Annotated in this window: 13 protein-coding genes; 6 read left to right on the top strand and 7 right to left on the bottom strand. The window is 40.9% G+C overall.

All coding sequences use genetic code 11. The features are described 5' to 3' along the window. Positions 1-7: 7 nt before the first annotated feature. The gene (locus U0R10_RS10975; protein WP_377984017.1) at positions 8-274 is read right to left on the bottom strand and encodes a heavy-metal-associated domain-containing protein; all 267 of its coding nucleotides are present in this window, start codon (positions 272-274) and stop codon (positions 8-10) included. 185 nt (positions 275-459) lie between these two features. Between U0R10_RS10975 and U0R10_RS10970 the strand changes: the two genes are divergently transcribed. From U0R10_RS10970 to U0R10_RS10960, 3 genes are all read left to right on the top strand, one after another. Then, positions 460-4062 (top strand): FG-GAP-like repeat-containing protein, encoded by a 3603-nt coding sequence (locus U0R10_RS10970; RefSeq protein WP_377984016.1) that lies wholly within the window; start codon positions 460-462, stop codon positions 4060-4062. A 358-nt stretch (positions 4063-4420) separates the two neighbouring features. Next, positions 4421-6388: a T9SS type A sorting domain-containing protein gene (locus U0R10_RS10965; protein WP_377984015.1), complete on the top strand. Its 1968-nt coding sequence runs from the start codon at positions 4421-4423 to the stop codon at positions 6386-6388. Positions 6389-6418: 30 nt separating this feature from the next. Further along, entirely contained in the window at positions 6419-7645 is a 1227-nt protein-coding gene (locus tag U0R10_RS10960) for an aminotransferase class V-fold PLP-dependent enzyme (protein WP_377984014.1), read from the top strand. A gap of 31 nt (positions 7646-7676) precedes the next feature. Here the strand turns inward: U0R10_RS10960 and U0R10_RS10955 are convergent, their stop codons facing one another. From U0R10_RS10955 to U0R10_RS10940, 4 genes are all read right to left on the bottom strand, one after another. Continuing rightward, a complete protein-coding gene (locus U0R10_RS10955; protein ID WP_377984013.1) occupies positions 7677-8942 on the bottom strand; it encodes a prolyl oligopeptidase family serine peptidase in 1266 nt (421 codons plus the stop codon). Between the two features lie 90 nt (positions 8943-9032). Next, positions 9033-10535 carry a glycoside hydrolase gene (locus tag U0R10_RS10950; protein ID WP_377984012.1) on the bottom strand — a complete coding sequence of 501 codons (1503 nt, stop codon included), beginning with the start codon at positions 10533-10535 and terminating at the stop codon, positions 9033-9035. Next, on the bottom strand, positions 10532-10729 hold the full coding sequence (locus U0R10_RS10945) for a hypothetical protein (protein WP_377984011.1): 198 nt from the start codon (positions 10727-10729) through the stop codon (positions 10532-10534). The genes U0R10_RS10950 and U0R10_RS10945 overlap by 4 nt, the downstream gene beginning before the upstream one ends. Beyond that, entirely contained in the window at positions 10729-11739 is a 1011-nt protein-coding gene (locus U0R10_RS10940; RefSeq protein WP_377984010.1) for an endo-1,4-beta-xylanase, read from the bottom strand. The genes U0R10_RS10945 and U0R10_RS10940 overlap by 1 nt, the downstream gene beginning before the upstream one ends. Before the next feature lie 111 nt (positions 11740-11850). On the opposite strand from U0R10_RS10940, the gene U0R10_RS10935 reads away from it, so the two are divergent. After that, positions 11851-12750 carry a PIG-L family deacetylase gene (locus U0R10_RS10935; RefSeq protein ID WP_377984009.1) on the top strand — a complete coding sequence of 300 codons (900 nt, stop codon included), beginning with the start codon at positions 11851-11853 and terminating at the stop codon, positions 12748-12750. 1 nt (position 12751) lies between these two features. Here U0R10_RS10935 and rhuM read toward each other — a convergent pair whose 3' ends face one another. Further along, the gene (gene rhuM, locus U0R10_RS10930) at positions 12752-13726 is read right to left on the bottom strand and encodes a RhuM family protein (RefSeq protein ID WP_377984008.1); all 975 of its coding nucleotides are present in this window, start codon (positions 13724-13726) and stop codon (positions 12752-12754) included. A gap of 157 nt (positions 13727-13883) precedes the next feature. Here rhuM and U0R10_RS10925 point away from each other — a divergent pair, with 157 nt between their 5' ends. Together U0R10_RS10925 and U0R10_RS10920 are read left to right on the top strand one after the other, a co-directional pair. After that, positions 13884-16529, top strand: a complete 2646-nt coding sequence (locus U0R10_RS10925) for a M14 family metallopeptidase (protein WP_377984007.1) — start codon at positions 13884-13886, stop codon at positions 16527-16529. A 4-nt stretch (positions 16530-16533) separates the two neighbouring features. Further along, positions 16534-17085, top strand: coding sequence for a hypothetical protein (locus U0R10_RS10920; RefSeq protein WP_377984006.1), 552 nt, complete (start codon positions 16534-16536; stop codon positions 17083-17085). Between the two features lie 17 nt (positions 17086-17102). Here U0R10_RS10920 and U0R10_RS10915 read toward each other — a convergent pair whose 3' ends face one another. Beyond that, the gene (locus U0R10_RS10915; RefSeq protein WP_377984005.1) at positions 17103-17819 is read right to left on the bottom strand and encodes a hypothetical protein; all 717 of its coding nucleotides are present in this window, start codon (positions 17817-17819) and stop codon (positions 17103-17105) included. Positions 17820-17822: the final 3 nt, after the last annotated feature.

Genomic DNA, 17822 nt, shown 5'->3' with positions numbered 1-17822 from the left:
CTTTCTTTTAAGCACTCACTTTGCCTATCGCACAACTCACATACGATTTGGCTTCTTTGAACAATGTATTGTTGCCTTTTTCCGGATAGCCCATACCATCTAATTTCTTAGCGATTGTAGCCCGGTTTAAGTGATCTCCTTCAATCGTAATTTTTTCATCTTCTAACGCAATGTCTACATGCGTGACTCCCGCTAATTCGAGAATTCCTTTTTTGATGCTCGTCATGCACCCTCCACATTTAATGTTTTCAACGAATAATTCGAGCTTTTTCATGTTACTTGTTTTTTCTGCAAGGTAGTGGGAGGGCGGGGAATGAATCGTGATTAACATCACGTACTTGGGGAATGCCAACTGATTATTGCCATAAAATATATGTTTACGAACGCGAATAACATATTTTTTTTGGAGCTCACCTACTGGTTTTCGTATATTTAGTTTGAATAATTCTAATCTAAACTATGCGCTTCTTTTTTAGCTGTTTATTATTTTTCTTGACTGTTAGTTTATTTGGCCAAAACACCATGCCAAAGGTTTTGGATTTGAGTGCCAAAAAGATTCTAACGAAAAATGGATATGAAGTCTACCGACTACCCGTTCCCTTCAAAGAATTTGGTTTTTCAAAAAATGCATTGCCGGTGCCGTTTGATCGTGGTTTGGTTGCACTCGATATCAATCAAGATGGGTTACAAGATTTAATCGCCAGTTATGGGCCGATTGCAAACGGGGAGGAGATTGGATTGGGGCACATGTCATTACCCTTATATTACATCAATCAAGGTAATTTTAAATTTAAGAGTTACGTCAACCCCAATTTTAAAGATTATTCCATTTTTCACGCGCTTCAAAACTATATCGTTGAAGATGTAAATGGAGATAAGAAGCAGGATATTTTATTAGGAGGAGAGCATTATCATTTGGAAAATATTATTCCCGGCATGGAGCAAAAGTCCATTCAATGGCTGGCAACGAATGCTAATCATGTCGAATCCCGTGATTACAGTAAATATCAATTTAAGTTAAACCGTTATTATTCCTTTGATGAAAATGGCTTGATGAAAGATCAAGTGGGTAAAATTGATATTTCGTCTGTGAACACAGAATGTGAAGGTCAGTTTAACTCCATCCAATCGATTGGGTCTGGGGATTTTGACAACGATGGCGATGTGGATTATGTGACCATGGCTACGACCCACTGTCAGGGCAACGTGATGAATTATCTTCAAAATGATGGTAAAGGCAATTTCAAGTTGACCAGACAGCCTTCACTTTATTTTTTAAATGAAGGTCGAATGATCAGCTTTGATGTTAATCGCGATGGAAATTTAGATATTATAGCCATAGGGGATCGAACAGAAACCGGCAAGAAGAGTGATGTCGTATTTTACCCAAATAAAGGAAAGGGTGTTTTTGATTTTTCTAATCCGATTGTCATCGAGACTATCACATCGCCCAACAATTTAAGTCAATGTTTGAGGTCGTTTAAAATCGCCGACTTGAATAATGATGGTAATCAGGAAATTATCATTTACAGTACGAACATGTATGCCACCATTGGGAATGATATCATCAATGACCCCATTAAGCGTGCAACTTATGAACCATTTAATCGGATTTATGTATATACACATCGGGGAAATGCACTTAGCAATGTCAGCTCGCAATATATTGGTGATTTAGGTGGCTTTGATAAAATTTATTTTAACCACAGTGGGATGCAATTTGAGGATATCAACCAAGATGGTTTTCTTGATTTGTATCCATATACCACGCAGCATACGTCGGTAAGTTGGAATGCCAAAGATGACATCAACTATTTTGAATGGGACCCATCCCAAAGTAAGTTTAAATTCAAAAATCTAAATGGCTTCAACTCATTCTTTACTAATGGAATCTATCAAGGCATGTTCCAAAAAAATAGTTTTGATCTCGTTGATTTAGATAATGACGGCCGGGTGGAGTTTGTTCGAACGCATGGGGATAGTTTGACAATCGTTAAGAAAATTGTTATTTCAGATGTGGATAAGGATGGGATAGCAGATGAGCTAGATAATTGTCCCAAGTCTTATAATCCGGATCAGGTGGATGCCGACAAAGACGGAATAGGAGATGTTTGTGATGTGATAAACTCCTATCTCGTAAATCCAATCAAGCTAAAAAGTACAGAGACGGTTGATATTTATGCCATCAAAAATCCATTTGCATTCGAAAATGAGACCGGTCGGATGGTGAACGGATTAGCGGATTTTCATCCACCTTTTGATCGAGGAACCATTCCTATTGATTATAATCAGGATGGAAAAATGGACATAATTCACTCAAGTACGTTTATTCAAGGAATAGATACTCCCATAGAAATGGGGCATACTTCCGCTCCTATTTATTTTAAAAACAAAGGGAATTTGAGTTTTGAAGTCTATCGCAATCCGAATTATTTAGATTATTCGATCTTTCATGCGATTCAAAACTATGAGCTCGTTGATGTCAACAAGGATGGTAAACTAGAAATATTTCCAGGTGGAGAGCATTATCATGGAGAGAATCCGGGTCCTGAAAATTACAAGAACTTGCAATTTTGGCTAGATAAAAATCATAATCATCGGGTTGGGGTTGATTACAGCAAATCTGAATTTAAGTTGAACCGATATTATTCATTCAAAGATCAAAGCTATTTGATTGATGAGGTCAACAAAATCGATATTTCTGCCGAACGCGCGAAGGATCCAAGTAATATATTTGAATCGATTCACTCAATTGGTTCAGGTGATTTAGACCAAGATGGTGATGTAGATTTAGTTAATATGGCCCAGTCGTCAAATGGCTATACTTTTTCAATTATGTTGAACGATGGTAAAGGGAACTTTACGTTGAAAAAATACCCGACCAACTATTTCCTTTCTGAGGGCCGATTGATTGTGGATGATTTTAATCAAGATGGTCTCTTAGATATTGTTGGCCTAGGTAAAAAGCTCGACACGAAGCCGAATTACATGTTTCAATTTACGAATTTAGGTCAGGGTAGATTTGATTTCAATAATCCGAAATTGCTTGAATTGGTCTATGCAGCGGATAATCCGATTAACCCTGGGAATCAAAGTTTGCGTGCATTCAAGAAACAGGATTTGGATGGGGATGGGAATCCAGAATACATCTGTTACTTGACAAATCAGTACTCAGGTTTGGGGAATTTAGATTTTCAGCCTGCGAAATTAGCGCTTATTGAACCTCACAATCAAGTAATAATTTATACGAATACCAAAGGTGTTTTAAGCAATACGACGTCCAAGTTCATTCCTGATCAACGGAATTTAGGCAAGTGGTTTACCAATGAAAGTGGGATGTATTTCATCGATTTAGATGCTGATGGGAATCTGGATTTGGTTCCTTATGTGAACACGTTGGAGCCTAAATATTTGTGGAATGGAACAGCTGATTTTCAGTATTTCGCGTTTAATTCGGGCACAAAGAAATTTGAATATAAAACTAAACCGAACTACATTTCCTTGTTTACCATGGCGGAGAAAAATTATGGTCCTTTAGCCAATAACCTCGGGCGTTATGCCTATGATTATGTGGATCTAGATGGTGATGGAATCATAGAAGTTATTCAGCCCTCCATTAAATTGGATTTGGATCCTGCCGTTAAAGGGAGCGAGAACTATATGTTAATTATTAAAGATAAGGCGCTCGATAAGCGGCCGGACGATGATAATGATGGGGTAAAAAATGTGTTGGATAAATGCCCTAATACCGTGGCTGGTGCGAAGGTGGATGCCAATGGTTGTGAGATTGTATTAGCTATTACGGAGGATGATACCCCGTTTTCAGTGGCCCCTAATCCATTTGTTCACCAAGTTCAAGTATCATTTCCTAAGGATTGGGGACCTTCGGTGCAAGCTTCAGTGATCAATGTTATGGGTCAAGAGGTATGGTCGAAAGGGCAAGTGAACGATGGAGAATGGGTTGATTTGGGCAATTTGGCTCCTGGTACTTATTTTATGCGCATAGATGAAAAAGTTTCGGGTGTTTCAAAAAGTGTGAAACTTGTTAAAGTTAATCCATAGTTCTTTACCGTTTAATAAATTTTTTAGTGTGCTTTTTTATTTAGCGGTAAATTGTTAGAACTACTAAGGTATAGAGATGAAGTATTTTATCATTTGTTGAATTTTTATCAACAAGTACTTTTGGTGATAATTTCATTTTCCTGCTAATCAAACATAGTCGTAGGCAAATTTCATTAATTAATTTATTCAAACTCGTGTTTAAATGTTTATAAAGAGAAAATGTTTTTTTTTGATTGTCATGTTTTTGCCAAATCTTCTCGTCGGACAAGGTACAAAAGCAGTTGTCTCATTGAAGACATTTAATTTTAATCTGTCATCTCAAGTTCCAGTCGGTCTGTTGGATTCAACTCAATTGCAAATGGGAAACACTTCCACTCAATCAGTTATTTATACTGTGGATGGAAGTGAACATATGGTTACGATTCCAGGGAATGATAAGCCAAGTCCTAGTATGCATTTCATAAATAAACAAGGTAATTGGGTATTTGAAGGATTTAATTCAGATGTGCTCATGGATGGCGCCCGAAACTATTCATTTATGGATAAGATGGGGACATTTGCTTACTCGAATACTGGAACCGAAAGTATCCAACCATGGCCATTAGGAGAAATAGTTGTTGTACAAACAAAGCAAGGCAAAATTGTGAAGAAAAAGATCTCCACTGACAAAGCATTTTTTCATTCGGTGGCCACTGGCGATATGAATAATGACGGTCTAGTTGATGTCGTTGGGATGCATATGGGAACTTTATCCATGAGAAATGGAAATAAGAATTTTTATTGGGGAGTTGAAAACTTTATCCCCTACACCCAAAACAAGGATGGTAGTTTTACTGAAAATCAAGATATAATTGCAGATGATAGAGCTTGGCCAGGACTACATGGTGCTGGTGCGATTATTATGGCAGATCTTATGGGAGATTCGCGGCCAGAACTAATCAAGGCGGATTATGGATTTAATGCTGATAGTGAGCGATACAGTTTAGCCATTTTTGCGTACAATCCAAAAATCAATAAATATCAATTTGTAAAGACAGCAAAAGAATTGGGTGTTTTTTCGAATAAATACCAAGGGGCTACATCTATTATTGCACAAGACTTTAATAAAGATGGTTTTCTTGATTTGGCAGTTGCGACAGAAGGCCAACTGGAAAATGGAAAGCCAGCTGGAATTGTACAGATTTGGTGGAATGATAAAGACGGTAATTTAAGTCCAGGACAATCAATTGTTGGTCAGGCTGATCTGGTTCAATTCCGGGAGTTTGAGGTAGGTGATGTGGATGGGAATGGGTGGGTTGATATCATTCTACATGCGGGTAACGGAACAAGTGTGAAAGGCTTGCCAGGACCGAATAAAGAAAATTATCTAAATCTAAAATATGCGATTTGGCTTAATTCTGGAGGTAAATTCACCCAATTCGATCAAGACTTATTGATGAATAAGGCTAGTCAAACAAATGGGTTTAACGTGGGGCCAAAACCTTCATATATTAAAGGGTTTTTAGTAAATGGGAAATTGAAATTTTATGGTTTCGAGCAAAATTGTAATAAATCAACGTGTAATGTTTTCCCTTCCAATGGATTTAATTTATATGAGGCAACCATTACTTTTTGCAATCCCATAAAGCCTCAGCTAAGTGTTCCTGTATTAAGGTTTTGTTCCGGAGATTCAACTAAAGCATTGATCACAAATAGTCAAAAGGGGGATTCATTTAAGTGGTTTGCAGGAGAAAAATTGATTTCAGGTTCAGAGGTGACAAAATCAATTAAGGTTGGCGGAAAACTATTTGTCATCAAGAAGGATAGTTTAGGATGTGAGATTTCCTCTGATACGCTAAGTCTAACTCAATTGCTTTCGCCTGAAACGCCAACGATCTCTCGTGAAGGGAATACATTGATTTCTTCATTTGCTGCAAAAAATCAATGGTATGTTAACAATACACTGATTCCTGGAGAAACAACTCAAAAAATTAAAGCCACTGATATAGGAAATTATTCTGTTCGCGCAATTGATTCAAATGGATGTATTTCAGGTTTTTCTGGTTCTATATTAGGGTTAATTACGTCTATCGCAAAAGAAGAGGCAGGCTCAATCGTAATCCCAAATCCATTTACCCAAGTTGTCAAATTGAATTTTAAATCAACCCTAGGCATTGCGGCGGATCTAAAAATTTACAATATGGTTGGGTCTCAGGTGGGTCATAAACCAAATGTAATTCAAAATGAATTAGTTGATTTGTCCTTCTTGCCAAAGGGTAATTATCTGTTTTTATTAAGTTCAAAATCGAATCAAGAGAACCAAGTTATTAAGGTAAGTAAAGAGTGATTTTCTGATATTATATTTTCGAAACATCGAATGAACAAACGCCAATTCCTCAAATCATCCCTTGGTTTAAGCCTCATGCCATCGTTGGCTGAGCTATTGCGCCAACCGGCCACTGCGGAAGATGAGGAATTTTGGGCACAAGTTCGGAAAGCCTATCGCATTAAACCTGATTACATCAATCTGGAAAGTGGATATTACAATATCCTACCTGAGGAAATACTTGAAAAACATCTCCAACATATTCGCGAAGTAAACTACCATGGGGCATATTACATGCGCACCAAGCAGTTTGACGACCGCAAGGCAATGAGTAAACTCGTTGCCGATATAGTAAACTGTTCTCCCGATGACCTGATCTTAACGCGGAATACGACCGAATCCCTGGATATGATTATTGGCGGATATCCTTGGAAAGCAGGGGATGAAGCAGTTTTTGCCATTCAGGATTATGGCGCTATGCAGGATATGTTTGACCAAGTTGCGCGGAGGCATGGTGTGATCTTAAAAAAAGTATCTGTCCCCATACATCCGAAAAATGATGCGGAAATTGTCCAGGTTTACGCAGATGCAATCACCGAAAAAACGAAACTATTGATGGTCTGCCACATGGTCAATGTGACGGGACAAATCCTTCCCATTCGTAAAATTTGCGATATGGCTCATGCGAAAGGGGTAGAGGTGATGGTCGACGGCGCCCATGCTGTGGCGCATTTCGAGTTTAATCTGCCCGATTTACAATGTGATTACTATGGCGCCAGTTTGCACAAATGGTTAGCTGTGCCACTTGGTGTGGGGATGCTATATGTCAAACCTGAACATGTATCCAAAATATGGCCTGTTTTTGCGGAAAATGAGGCTGCTGCCAAAGGTATCGAACGTTTAAATCACCTCGGGACAAATCCTGTTCACACCCATTTGGCGATTCAAGACGCGGTACATTTTTATCGCCAATTAGGCCCAGCTCGAAAGGAAGCACGCCTTCGTTATTTACAGCAATATTGGACCAGTCAAGTACGCGGCATACCCGGAATTCAGGTAAATACGCCTGCGGATTCTAAGCGCCATGGTGCGATTGCAAATGTGGGAGTAAGCCAACTGAAACCAGCCGAGTTAGCGAAGACCCTTTTGGAAAAGTATAAGATCTACACCGTAGCCATCGATGGAAACGGTGTTCATGGTTGCAGGATTACGCCCAATGTTTTTACAAGCACCCAGGATTTAGATCAATTAGTTCGTGCATTAAAGGAACTAGCCTAAAAAAGGCAGCCCTCGCGAGCTGCCTTCTATTTTATTTACCTTTTTTCTGGGCTGCCAGCCATTCCATAATCGTCACAGGTTTCCCGTTGACGCGAACTGCTGAGCCATCTAAATCAGTTCGTGGTAAGTTCTCATGTAAATATACCCACGACCAGTGGCCATTGTATTGGAAGCCTTTACCACCATAAAAATTCGTGATGTCATTCACATGATCATAATAGGTAAAGTGGACATTCTTCGCACCCACCGCACGCAAGCGATCGAAAACGGGTTCAACGGTCAGCTTGGGAATGGTCGTCATGTCGTCTTTGGAGTGCACGAACCACATAGGTACTTGCTTGATTTTCTGAATATCCGCGTCAGCAATATATTCAGAACGATATGCCAACGCACTGATGTATCCCGCCGCAAAATAATCCGGGTACAACAAAATCAATTTCAAGGCCATATACCCACCATTTGAACAACCGCCTACATAAATGCGGTTGGCGTCAATTTTCGGATTGGCTTTGACATAATCCTTAATCAAGGCCATTAATCCTTCGTTATAGATATCGTTGTCTTTTCCTTGGGTGCCAACGCCCTTTTCATTGTGCATCCAAGCGCCCGGGCATTGTGGAGATAAAACATAGGCCCCATCAAATATCGCTTGAATTCCTTCAGACGCATAATTAGCTGCCTTGTTGCCCAGTAAAGGGATCGTTGGATCGGTGCCGCCCTCACCGCCACCATGCAACCAAATCACCAGTGGCGACTTCTCTTTAGTTGTTTTTGGTGCATAGGACGCGTACGACATGGTTAATTTATCATTAAATGTAAACTTTCCTGTCAAGTCAAATTGATCGACCAAAGGCATGATTTTGCGCTCAGGTGTATCCCAAATCTGTTGGCTTTTCGTATGCATCACCGTCATCGCATAATCGACCCAGACATTACCTTTACTGCGCAGGTATTGAATAGGAGAAGTGATCGGAGCAGTTGGGCTCACCGCTAATACAAGCGTGATGTTTTTCCCTGTTTTTACGCGATTCCCTTGTTCGTCGGAGACATAAGCGGTAACAATGTCCCGGGTATTTTGAAGATCAGCAATAGGGCCTGCGGCTGATTTCCGACTGGCAAAAACCTGATATTCGGATGCCGATACTTTCGAAGTGGTGTCAGCCAAATGAATGATTACTTTATTAACACCCGCGCCCCAGTCGAATCCTTCGACAACATAGGAATAGGTGCCGGTGGGCTTAGCTAGGACACTTAGGCAAAAAAAGAGCATGAAGCTCAAGAGTAATGATTTTTTCATGGGGATAGGTTTGGTTGGTTGCCAACAAATAAACGTAAAATATCTAAAATTCCTATCCCTAGTTTTGAATAGATATACGAGGTTCTTTTATTAATTCGCCTCCATCACCAAGGTCATGACGGAGAAAGCAGGAACTTGAACTTTTCCATTGCGAACAGATTGAAAAGTCAAATTCTCATTTTCTGCCGTGGTGTAGGTTTTGATTACATGTTGGCTCGGCCAATTCATTTCAAATGCGTTCCCTGAATTAACCAGCACAAATACATTTGATTTTTGATCCGTAAATCCGGTGATCAGGCAATCGGGTTGAGTAATGCTAGCTTCAATACGTTTCATTCCGGGTCTTACAAATCTGGAATAATTACCCATGGCCCACAAAGTCTTTGAATCATACAGGTCAGCGTCATACTTATTGGCGTCATTTTCACCTTTATTAGATCCATTAAACGTATAAATCAATCCATCTTTAAAGTCATTCGCGCTGACGGCTAGCCACCAGCTCCAGGATGTTGCGTTCGCATCATGAATATCTGCATGGATGACTTTGGCGACATAGAGCGCTGTTTTTATGCCTAAATCCACTCCGTTGCCTTTTATTTCACCTGCGTTATCTCCTAGAATGCAAAATTCAGATTGCCAGTAATCGATTTGTGCTTCTTGTGCTTTTTTGCCAACGGCCTGTCGGAGTGCGACACGTCTACTTGTGGGCGATGTGGTAAAGTAACTATGCCCAGCGATGACCTTTTCCACGGTAGGTTCATTCCCAAGATTGTTCAGGGAATTTGCGCTGAAAAAATCATCTATTTGGCCATCCTGACCAGGTCGATTGCTCTTGGTATCCACCAAGTAATTCAATTGGCCCGCCTCCGAAATCACAATCTTAGTTTTGGTATTTGTTTGTTGGAATTTCTGGGCAAGTTTACGGGTCGCCCACGCCAAATCCTGATTGTTGATAGGAGTCCCTTCTTGCGAAGCCTCGCCCGACTTTCCAGGTCCCCAATCCCACTGGGGTTCATTGAATGGGCTTAGGTAGGTGAATTGAAAATGGCTTGAAACGTTCGTGATGAAATCGGTCCACGCATCTATTTTCTCTTTATTAAAGTTCCACTCAGCTAATTTTCCACTCCCGATGGCTAATCCATTTTGAGTCATTTGAACGGGAGATGAATTCAAAAATCCCAACGTATACGGAACACCGTTTTTCTTTGCAGCGTCCAAGAAATATTGTTGGCCTTTTTGTTTCTCCCAATCATACGTGTTGCCAGTTAGAAAACTTTCGGAGCGTCGCCATTCGTTTGAGATTTTACTGGCTTGTCCTTGTTCAAAACTTCCTGCTCCGATATTGAATCGCCAGAGCGAAAGTCCGATTCCTTTGGGGGTACCTGAGGTATCTGTTTCCAGACTAAACAGCCATTCGGCAATTTGCTTTTTTTTGCTTTCGGGATAGTATTTCCCGATCATGGCCATGGACCAACAGTCCGACGCGCCGAAGCTGTGCATTGTCTGATACGTCTTGTGAGTATCGAAGGTAATTTGTTGGCCCTGTGCATGTAAACAAATCAAAACCAAACCGATCCAAGCGTATTTTTTCATTTAAATCGGGTCGAATCGATGACTAAACATAGGCCTGCTTGGAAGACAATTAATGCGCCGGTTCCGTACCAGAACCATTCTCCGCCTTGCATTTTAGTCATTCCAGCATCAATGGCGAGGGAAAGTCCGCTTCCGGTGAGGAGTAGTCCGCTGGTGGCTTGAAGGACCCAGCGGGTCGTAGATTTATTTTTCATCAGTTTAATAATTTGGAATAGATTGGCTTTCTAGTGTAGGTATCGTCAAACAAAAGTGGATACTCTTTGGGTCTTTTAAAGTATCCACGTAACCAGGAGTCACGATCGCTAACATTCCAGAACGTAATGCCGTATTGCTGGTGTTTAGGCAACTCTTGATAGGCCTTGAAAACAAGCTCAAATTTTTCTTGTTGGGCCTTTTTTGCCGTTTCATGGTAGACAAATGTGGAATCATTTTTTGGATTCACGGCGATGTCTAATTCAGAAAAATGGATGGTCAGCCCCGTCTTTGCGGATTGATTAATCACATCAACAAGTTCTTCATTTTTGGAGTTAATATTGATGTGCATTTGTAGACCAAGTCCATGGATAGGGATATTTCGGGCTTGTAGGTCTTTGACTAGATTCAATATGGCTTGCATTTTTTTAGGCTTACCGTCTTGGCCATAGTCGTTGTAAAATAAGATGGCGTTGGGATCGGCTTCATGGGCCCATTGGAAACTTTTGGCGATGTAATCGGGGATGTTTTTTGACCAGACCGTTGGCCGTAAACTCCCATCATCCAAGAATGATTCATTGACAACGTCCCAGCCAGCCACTTGGCCTTTATAGTGTTTGGCAACGGTTTGGATGTGATTTTTTAGCATTGCTTCCCAGGCTTGGGTATCGCCTGAAAATTCATTCATCCATTTGGGAACTTGATTATGCCAAACCAGCGTATGTCCATGAATGCGTTTTTGGTGGTTTTTGGCAAAAGCGACAATTTCATCCCCTTTACTAAAATCGAAGCGATCGGCTTCGGGGTGAACTAGCATCATTTTCATGTGATTTTCTGCCGTTACGCTCGTAAATTCAGTGATTGCCACGTTTCGATAGGCGTTATTTTCTGCCAATAATCGGGGGTTCATGGATGCGCCGATGGGGAAATTATATCGGTCTTTGAGGTAAGGTGCTTGTCCGTAAGAAATATGGGTCAAGCCGATGAGTAGGCAAAAAATTAGTGTTTTCATATCCAAGAGGTTTCTGCAAGATAGTTAATATTGTCAAATCTCATGATTGGACTATCGGCTTGTTATTGTCTTTTTTTTCTGTTAACTCGCTAAAGCTTAGCTAATAAACCTATGAAAAAAACTTTTCCAATCCTTGCTCTGTTAGCCTGTTTGATTTCCGCATCATTACACGCTCAATCTCCTAAAGTTCTTGTAGTCACTGCGCATCCCGATGATGAGACTGGCTTTTCGGTCACCATGTTCAAGATTACCCATGAGTTAAAGGGTATTGTGGATATGGCTGTCATGACGGATGGCGGAGGTGGATTTGCGGATTCGCAATTGGGAGCCATGTACTATAATTTGGATTTGACGGACTCTGTTGTGGCTCGTACGCATTTACCTATGTTGCGTAAACAAGAAATTTTGAATGCTGGTAAAATTATGGGTGTGCGCAATATCTATTTTATGGAGCAACCGGATGACTGGTATACCTTGGATGTAAAGCCATATATCTCGGGTAAAAATTGGGACATTGCCTATGTGGAACGGCGAATGGATCGGCTGTTGGCCGATCGCGATTATGATTTCATCATCACTATGTTGCCGCATGCGGGGCAGCATGGCCACCATAAGACTTCGGTGCTAATGGCATTGCGCGCGGTGCAACGTTTCAAAGGTCCAAACAAACCTATCATTATCGCCGGAAGTCCTATGTCGGCAACGAGTAAGCCCACCGAATTCACCCAATTGGAAGGCTATCCCGAAACAAGAATCAATCCCAATACACCTACCGTTACGCTGAATCGGGCATTTCGGTTTAAGGAGAATGATAAAGTGAGTTATAAGATTGTTGCCGACTGGGTTATTGGCGAGTACAAATCACAGGGAGCGATTCAAGAAAATGGTATTCATAAAACTGATTTGGAGGTATATCGCTACTATGATATCAATGATCCGAAGGGTTTAGCGAAAGTTCAGAAATTATTTGATGCGTTAGCGAAAAGTGGGTTTGCGGCACCTGGACATTAAACTAGGTAGATAAGGATAGAATTGGCGCATTTCTATTCAGGACACTCATGACCAGTTTTTTGACTGTCAACATTTCATCGGGATTACTTGATGCGACAAAGAGTGTTAATCCCGCTAATGCATCATTGCTAATCAGAGGTTTATTAGCCGCATTGAAAAGTAACTTGTTTTTATCTAGAAATAACAAGAAGCTAGCGGCAGCGATGCGTTTGTTCCCATCGACAAATGCATGGTTTTTCACAATGAGGTAGAGAAGCATCGCTGCTTTTTCTTCAATGGAAGGATAAAAGTCGGTTTGTCCCCAACCTTGTTTTATTTGATTTATGGCGCTATCAAATCCACCATCTTTTACCTTTCCGAAAACCTTTGAATTGAATTCGGCGCACATCACTTTGATAAGCTCTTGATATTCAGATAGGCTAGGATAGGAGGGCGTTACGGTATGAATTCCATGTGAATCTAGTGCCTCGTGATCATAGTCATCGAGCAACTGTAATCCTTGATTAAATTGATGGAGCCAATCAAAACCTTCAGAAGCATGTAGCTTCTCCTCAATCGCCCTACTTAGTATGCGAATGCCATCGTGCAGTACTTCGATTTCTTTGTTTTTCTGATTGAGGCGTTTCTCATTTAGCGCAAAGCCTTCAATCAAATACTCTTTAAGGCGTTGCGTGGCCCATTGGCGGAATTGAGTACCACGATTTGATTTGACTCGATATCCTACGGATATGATGACATCAAGACTAAATTTTGAAATTGGTTTGTCGGATTTAGCAATATGCATTTTTTGCATATTGCTAAATTGATTTAATTCACCCTCATGGAAGACATTATTAATGTGTCTTGAAATTACGGATTGATCTCGATCAAATAGAATTGACAGCTGTTCTTGACTTAGCCAAACAGAATCATTATGAACTACTACACTTAATTTGACGCCATCCTTACTTTCGAATATTTCTATTTGATTTTCCATTTTGCTTTTTTCTGGCAAAACGAAATCGTGTTCTTGCTGGTATGAAAAAACCTTTTTGAAAACCAGATTATCAACTACTTGATCATTCGAATTCTAGATTTCCGGTCAGGTTTTTAACGCATTTTTTTTATCTTTAGCGCTTACCTGCATCAACGCTATGAAAAAAACAGCTTTACTATTTCTATTCGTATCCCACATCATTTTTGGCCAAGTGCCCAGTCCCAAATCTCATTTTGGTTTTTCGATCGGTGATAATTACCATCTAGCCACCTTCACCCAAACCGAAGCCTACTTGCAAAAAGTAGCGAAAGCCTCGCCCCGGGTAAAATTGCAATCCATCGGGAAGACTGAAGAAGGAAGAAACCAGTACATGGTCATCGTTTCCGATCCCAAAAACATCAAGAACTTAGCCAAATACAAAGCTATTTCCCAACGCCTCGCACGTGCGGAAGGCCTTTCTGAATCCGAAGCGAAGGCCCTAGCCAAAGAAGGTAAAGCCGTTGTTTGGATCGATGGAGGCTTACACGCCACAGAGACCGTGGGCATACACCAATGGATCGAATCCATTTACCAGTTTACTACGCGCACCGATGAGGAAACGAAGCGTATCTTAGAAAATACCATCATCCTTTTTGTGCACGCGAATCCAGATGGACAGGAGTTGGTGTCCGATTGGTACATGCGCAAAGAAGATACGCTGAAAAGATCTACGGAATTCTTGCCTAGACTGTACGAAAAGTATATCGGGCATGATAATAATCGAGATTTCTACATGATGAATATGAGCGAGTCGGCAAACATGTCGCGCCAACAATACATCGAGTGGATGCCTCAGATTCTTTATAATCACCACCAAACAGGTCCAGAAGGAACTGTAGTTGCCGGGCCTCCATACCGCGATCCGTTTAACTATGTCTACGATCCATTATTAGTAACTGGAATCGATGCCTTAGGAGCTGCGATGAGTTCGCGTTTAAATGCGGAAGATAAACCAGGTTATACGATGAAGTCAGGTTCTGTTTACTCGACCTGGTGGAATGGAGGTTTACGTACAACCGCCTATTACCATAATATCATTGGCCTGTTGACCGAGATCATTGGCGATCCAACGCCCAAAACCATTCCTTTAGTTCCGAATCGATTAATTCCTAATTCGGCAACTCCCTTCCCGATTACACCCCGTAAATGGTTTTTCAAAAATTCCATCGACTATTCACTTTCGCTAAACTATGCAGTGCTGAATTATGCAACACGCTACCGCGAAGAGGTATTGATGAATATCTACAAAATGGGTCGTAAATCCATTGAGCTTGGATCCAAAGATTATTGGACCCTTTCACCGAATAAAGTGGAGAAATTGACCAGCATAGCAGGAACCAATCTTAGGTCGAAAAGCGACAGTTTATTTAGTGTCGTGTATAAAAATCCGGAAACACGTGATGCCCGTGCATACATCATCACGGCTGATCAATCGACCACCCGTTTTGCTTTTGTAAATATTTTATTGAAAAGTGGAATTCGGGTTGAAAAAGCAACAAAAGCATTTGAATTCAACGGAAAGAAATATCCGCAAGGATCGTTTGTTGTTCAAACCAATCAAGCTTTTCGACCGCACGTGATCGACATGTTTGAGCCACAAGATCACCCGAATGATTTCCAATATCCTGGTGGTCCTCCGGTACGTCCGTACGATTCGGCGGGTTGGACACCTGCCTTTACCATTGGCATTCAGTTTGATCGGATATTGACCGACTTGCAAGCACCGTTGGAAACGATTCCGTATGGCCAACTGCAAATAAGCACACCTTCGTTTGAAGCGGCTAATTTCTATGCATTCCCTACCTCAGATAATGCCTCATTTACGTTGTTGAATGACTTATTGAAAGCGGGCGTTGAAGTGACCAAAACCAAAGACGCATTTTATGTTACACACAATGCAGCTGCATCATCGATCCTATCGAAGGCCACAGTGAAGATTACGCCTTTGGCAAGTCTTCCTAAACAAGATTCGAAAAAAGTAGGCGCTAAGCGCATTGGTCTTTGGGACGTATATGGTGGTTCGATGCCATCTGGTTGGTTGCGCTGGATTTTAGAGCAACATCATTTCGATTTCAAATTGGTCTTTGCCAAAGAAATCGATAAAGGTAATTTGAAGTCTAAATTTGATGCAATCATTTTTGTTAGCAGAGCTATTCCAAGTGTGAAGGCAGAAGCACCGAATGAGTATATGAGTAGAGAACCTTTAGAGGCTGATATTCCTGCTGAATTCCAAGAAACATTGGGTAAAATTACCGCAGCAAAATCGATTCCATCGTTGCGTGCTTTCTTAGAAGCGGGGGGAGATATCATCACGATTGGTTCAAGTGCGAACCTAGCTTACCACTTGAATTTGCCAGTTAAAAATGCCTTAGTGGAGGTGGTTAACGGTAAAGAACGAGATTTGCCGGGTGAGAAATTTTATATCCCGGGTAGTGTGATGCAAGTTGCGGTGGATGAAGGGGTGGAGGCCAACTGGGGTATGACGCCAAAAGCAGATGTTTATTTCAGTGCAAGTCCGGTGTTTCATTTATCCGCAGAGGCGATTGCGCATGGTAATCTAATTCCATTGGCGTGGTATGCATCAGATAAAACCTTGCGAAGCGGATGGGCTTTTGGTCAGACGTATTTAAAGGATGGCATTGCTGCTTTTCAAGCGAAAGTGGGCAAAGGTAACTTATTCGTCTACGGTCCTGAGGTTACGTTCAGAGCACAAACGCATCATACATTTAAGATGGTGTTTAATCAGCTATTTGAAAATAAATAGGTCAATGCGATTGAGAAGTTACCTTGTTTGTTTTGTATTGGCCTGGTCCTTAGCCTCTTGTACGTTGCCTGCATATATTGTTCAGGAATATACTAAGCTACCTGAGGGACTTAGCAAAAAGGAATATAAGCGGGTCGTCGAAGAGCGAAATAGTCGTATTTCGAGTGAATTAGGCTATGTGAAAATGTATGATTTGGTTAAGGTTTCTTCTGTAGAAAAAAGAAATAAACTGTTTTTAGAACGCGAGTTGTTTGAGCATTCCTTTGTGTTACCCAAAGACTCTTCAGTTATTGCTGAAAATTTAAAACGCTTGATTTCAATAAATAATAGATTGAAAGTTTGGCCTTCAGTTTATGAGAAGGTGTATGGCAACAAGCTAAATCCTCATTATTGGTCCTTTTGGATGAGTCATGAAAAACAACAATTGGTTCGAGACTCCATTGATCGAGCCACCTTACCCATTCTTGCCGTTAGTCAATACCGGTTTGATCCTACTTATTACATCGTTTACAAACAATCCATGAAGATTAAGAAGTTTCAGCAGGCACGCAAATAAAATGCGCTTGCCGAAATTTATTTGAGCTTAAACGTGAATACATCTGATTTGACAGCGATGGATTGGTCTTTTACAACCACCGACCAGTAGTAAATTTTGCCGGGCTGTAACTTCACTTCGTAAAATGGATTCTTGGTGTCAAATGAATTGCCTGCATACTTTTGAGTACTTGCTGATAGTGTGTCGATGCGGATGGTGTAACTGAGAACATCCGAGTCGGGGTCCTGAGCCAACCAGTCAAATTTAACGTTGCCAGCAGCATTCGCACTTATCGTAGAACCCGGAACAGGTGAGATTGCTTTTGCTGCATTGGGAGCTCGATTGGCTTTACCTTCTCCGGATAAATAGAATTTCCATTGAGCAGATGTAACCGTTTTGGTGCCCGTATTAGCTGCCGTTATCGTCCAGGAATACGATTTTCCACGAGATAATGAGATCGTTTTTTTAGTACCTACGATATCTGGGAATTTGGTCGCTTTGGCTTCTTGGATATCGGTCACTTGAAGTTCATACTTAGTTGCATTCGGAGCGGCTTTCCATTTAAATTCCACTTCAGCCTTATCCTGTGTGATAGTGCCAGTTTCACAATCTTTGTTGTTTTCAGGAATTTCTAAATTCATTTCTCCAATTTCTAAAATCGGAGGAGGTGTTACAGGCATAGGATCTGCCGAATCCTCTTTAGAGCATCCTAAGACAAATAAACCAATCCATACAAGGTAAATAAGGTTTCTCATCTA

Source organism: Aquirufa avitistagni (assembly GCF_042715545.1).
GTDB lineage: Bacteria > Bacteroidota > Bacteroidia > Cytophagales > Spirosomataceae > Aquirufa > Aquirufa avitistagni.
Note: the sequence above shows the minus strand (reverse complement) of the source record. Positions and strands in the feature narration are given on the sequence as shown.

Coding starts and splice junctions, on each gene's coding strand:
- U0R10_RS10945 (WP_377984011.1), bottom strand. CDS start 10,729: ATGAAAAATAAATCTACGACCCGCTGGGTCCTTCAAGCCACCAGCGGA.
- U0R10_RS10925 (WP_377984007.1), top strand. CDS start 13,884: ATGAAAAAAACAGCTTTACTATTTCTATTCGTATCCCACATCATTTTT.
- U0R10_RS10940 (WP_377984010.1), bottom strand. CDS start 11,739: ATGAAAACACTAATTTTTTGCCTACTCATCGGCTTGACCCATATTTCT.
- U0R10_RS10920 (WP_377984006.1), top strand. CDS start 16,534: ATGCGATTGAGAAGTTACCTTGTTTGTTTTGTATTGGCCTGGTCCTTA.
- U0R10_RS10935 (WP_377984009.1), top strand. CDS start 11,851: ATGAAAAAAACTTTTCCAATCCTTGCTCTGTTAGCCTGTTTGATTTCC.
- rhuM (WP_377984008.1), bottom strand. CDS start 13,726: ATGGAAAATCAAATAGAAATATTCGAAAGTAAGGATGGCGTCAAATTA.
- U0R10_RS10970 (WP_377984016.1), top strand. CDS start 460: ATGCGCTTCTTTTTTAGCTGTTTATTATTTTTCTTGACTGTTAGTTTA.
- U0R10_RS10955 (WP_377984013.1), bottom strand. CDS start 8,942: ATGAAAAAATCATTACTCTTGAGCTTCATGCTCTTTTTTTGCCTAAGT.
- U0R10_RS10915 (WP_377984005.1), bottom strand. CDS start 17,819: ATGAGAAACCTTATTTACCTTGTATGGATTGGTTTATTTGTCTTAGGA.
- U0R10_RS10975 (WP_377984017.1), bottom strand. CDS start 274: ATGAAAAAGCTCGAATTATTCGTTGAAAACATTAAATGTGGAGGGTGC.
- U0R10_RS10960 (WP_377984014.1), top strand. CDS start 6,419: ATGAACAAACGCCAATTCCTCAAATCATCCCTTGGTTTAAGCCTCATG.
- U0R10_RS10965 (WP_377984015.1), top strand. CDS start 4,421: ATGGGAAACACTTCCACTCAATCAGTTATTTATACTGTGGATGGAAGT.
- U0R10_RS10950 (WP_377984012.1), bottom strand. CDS start 10,535: ATGAAAAAATACGCTTGGATCGGTTTGGTTTTGATTTGTTTACATGCA.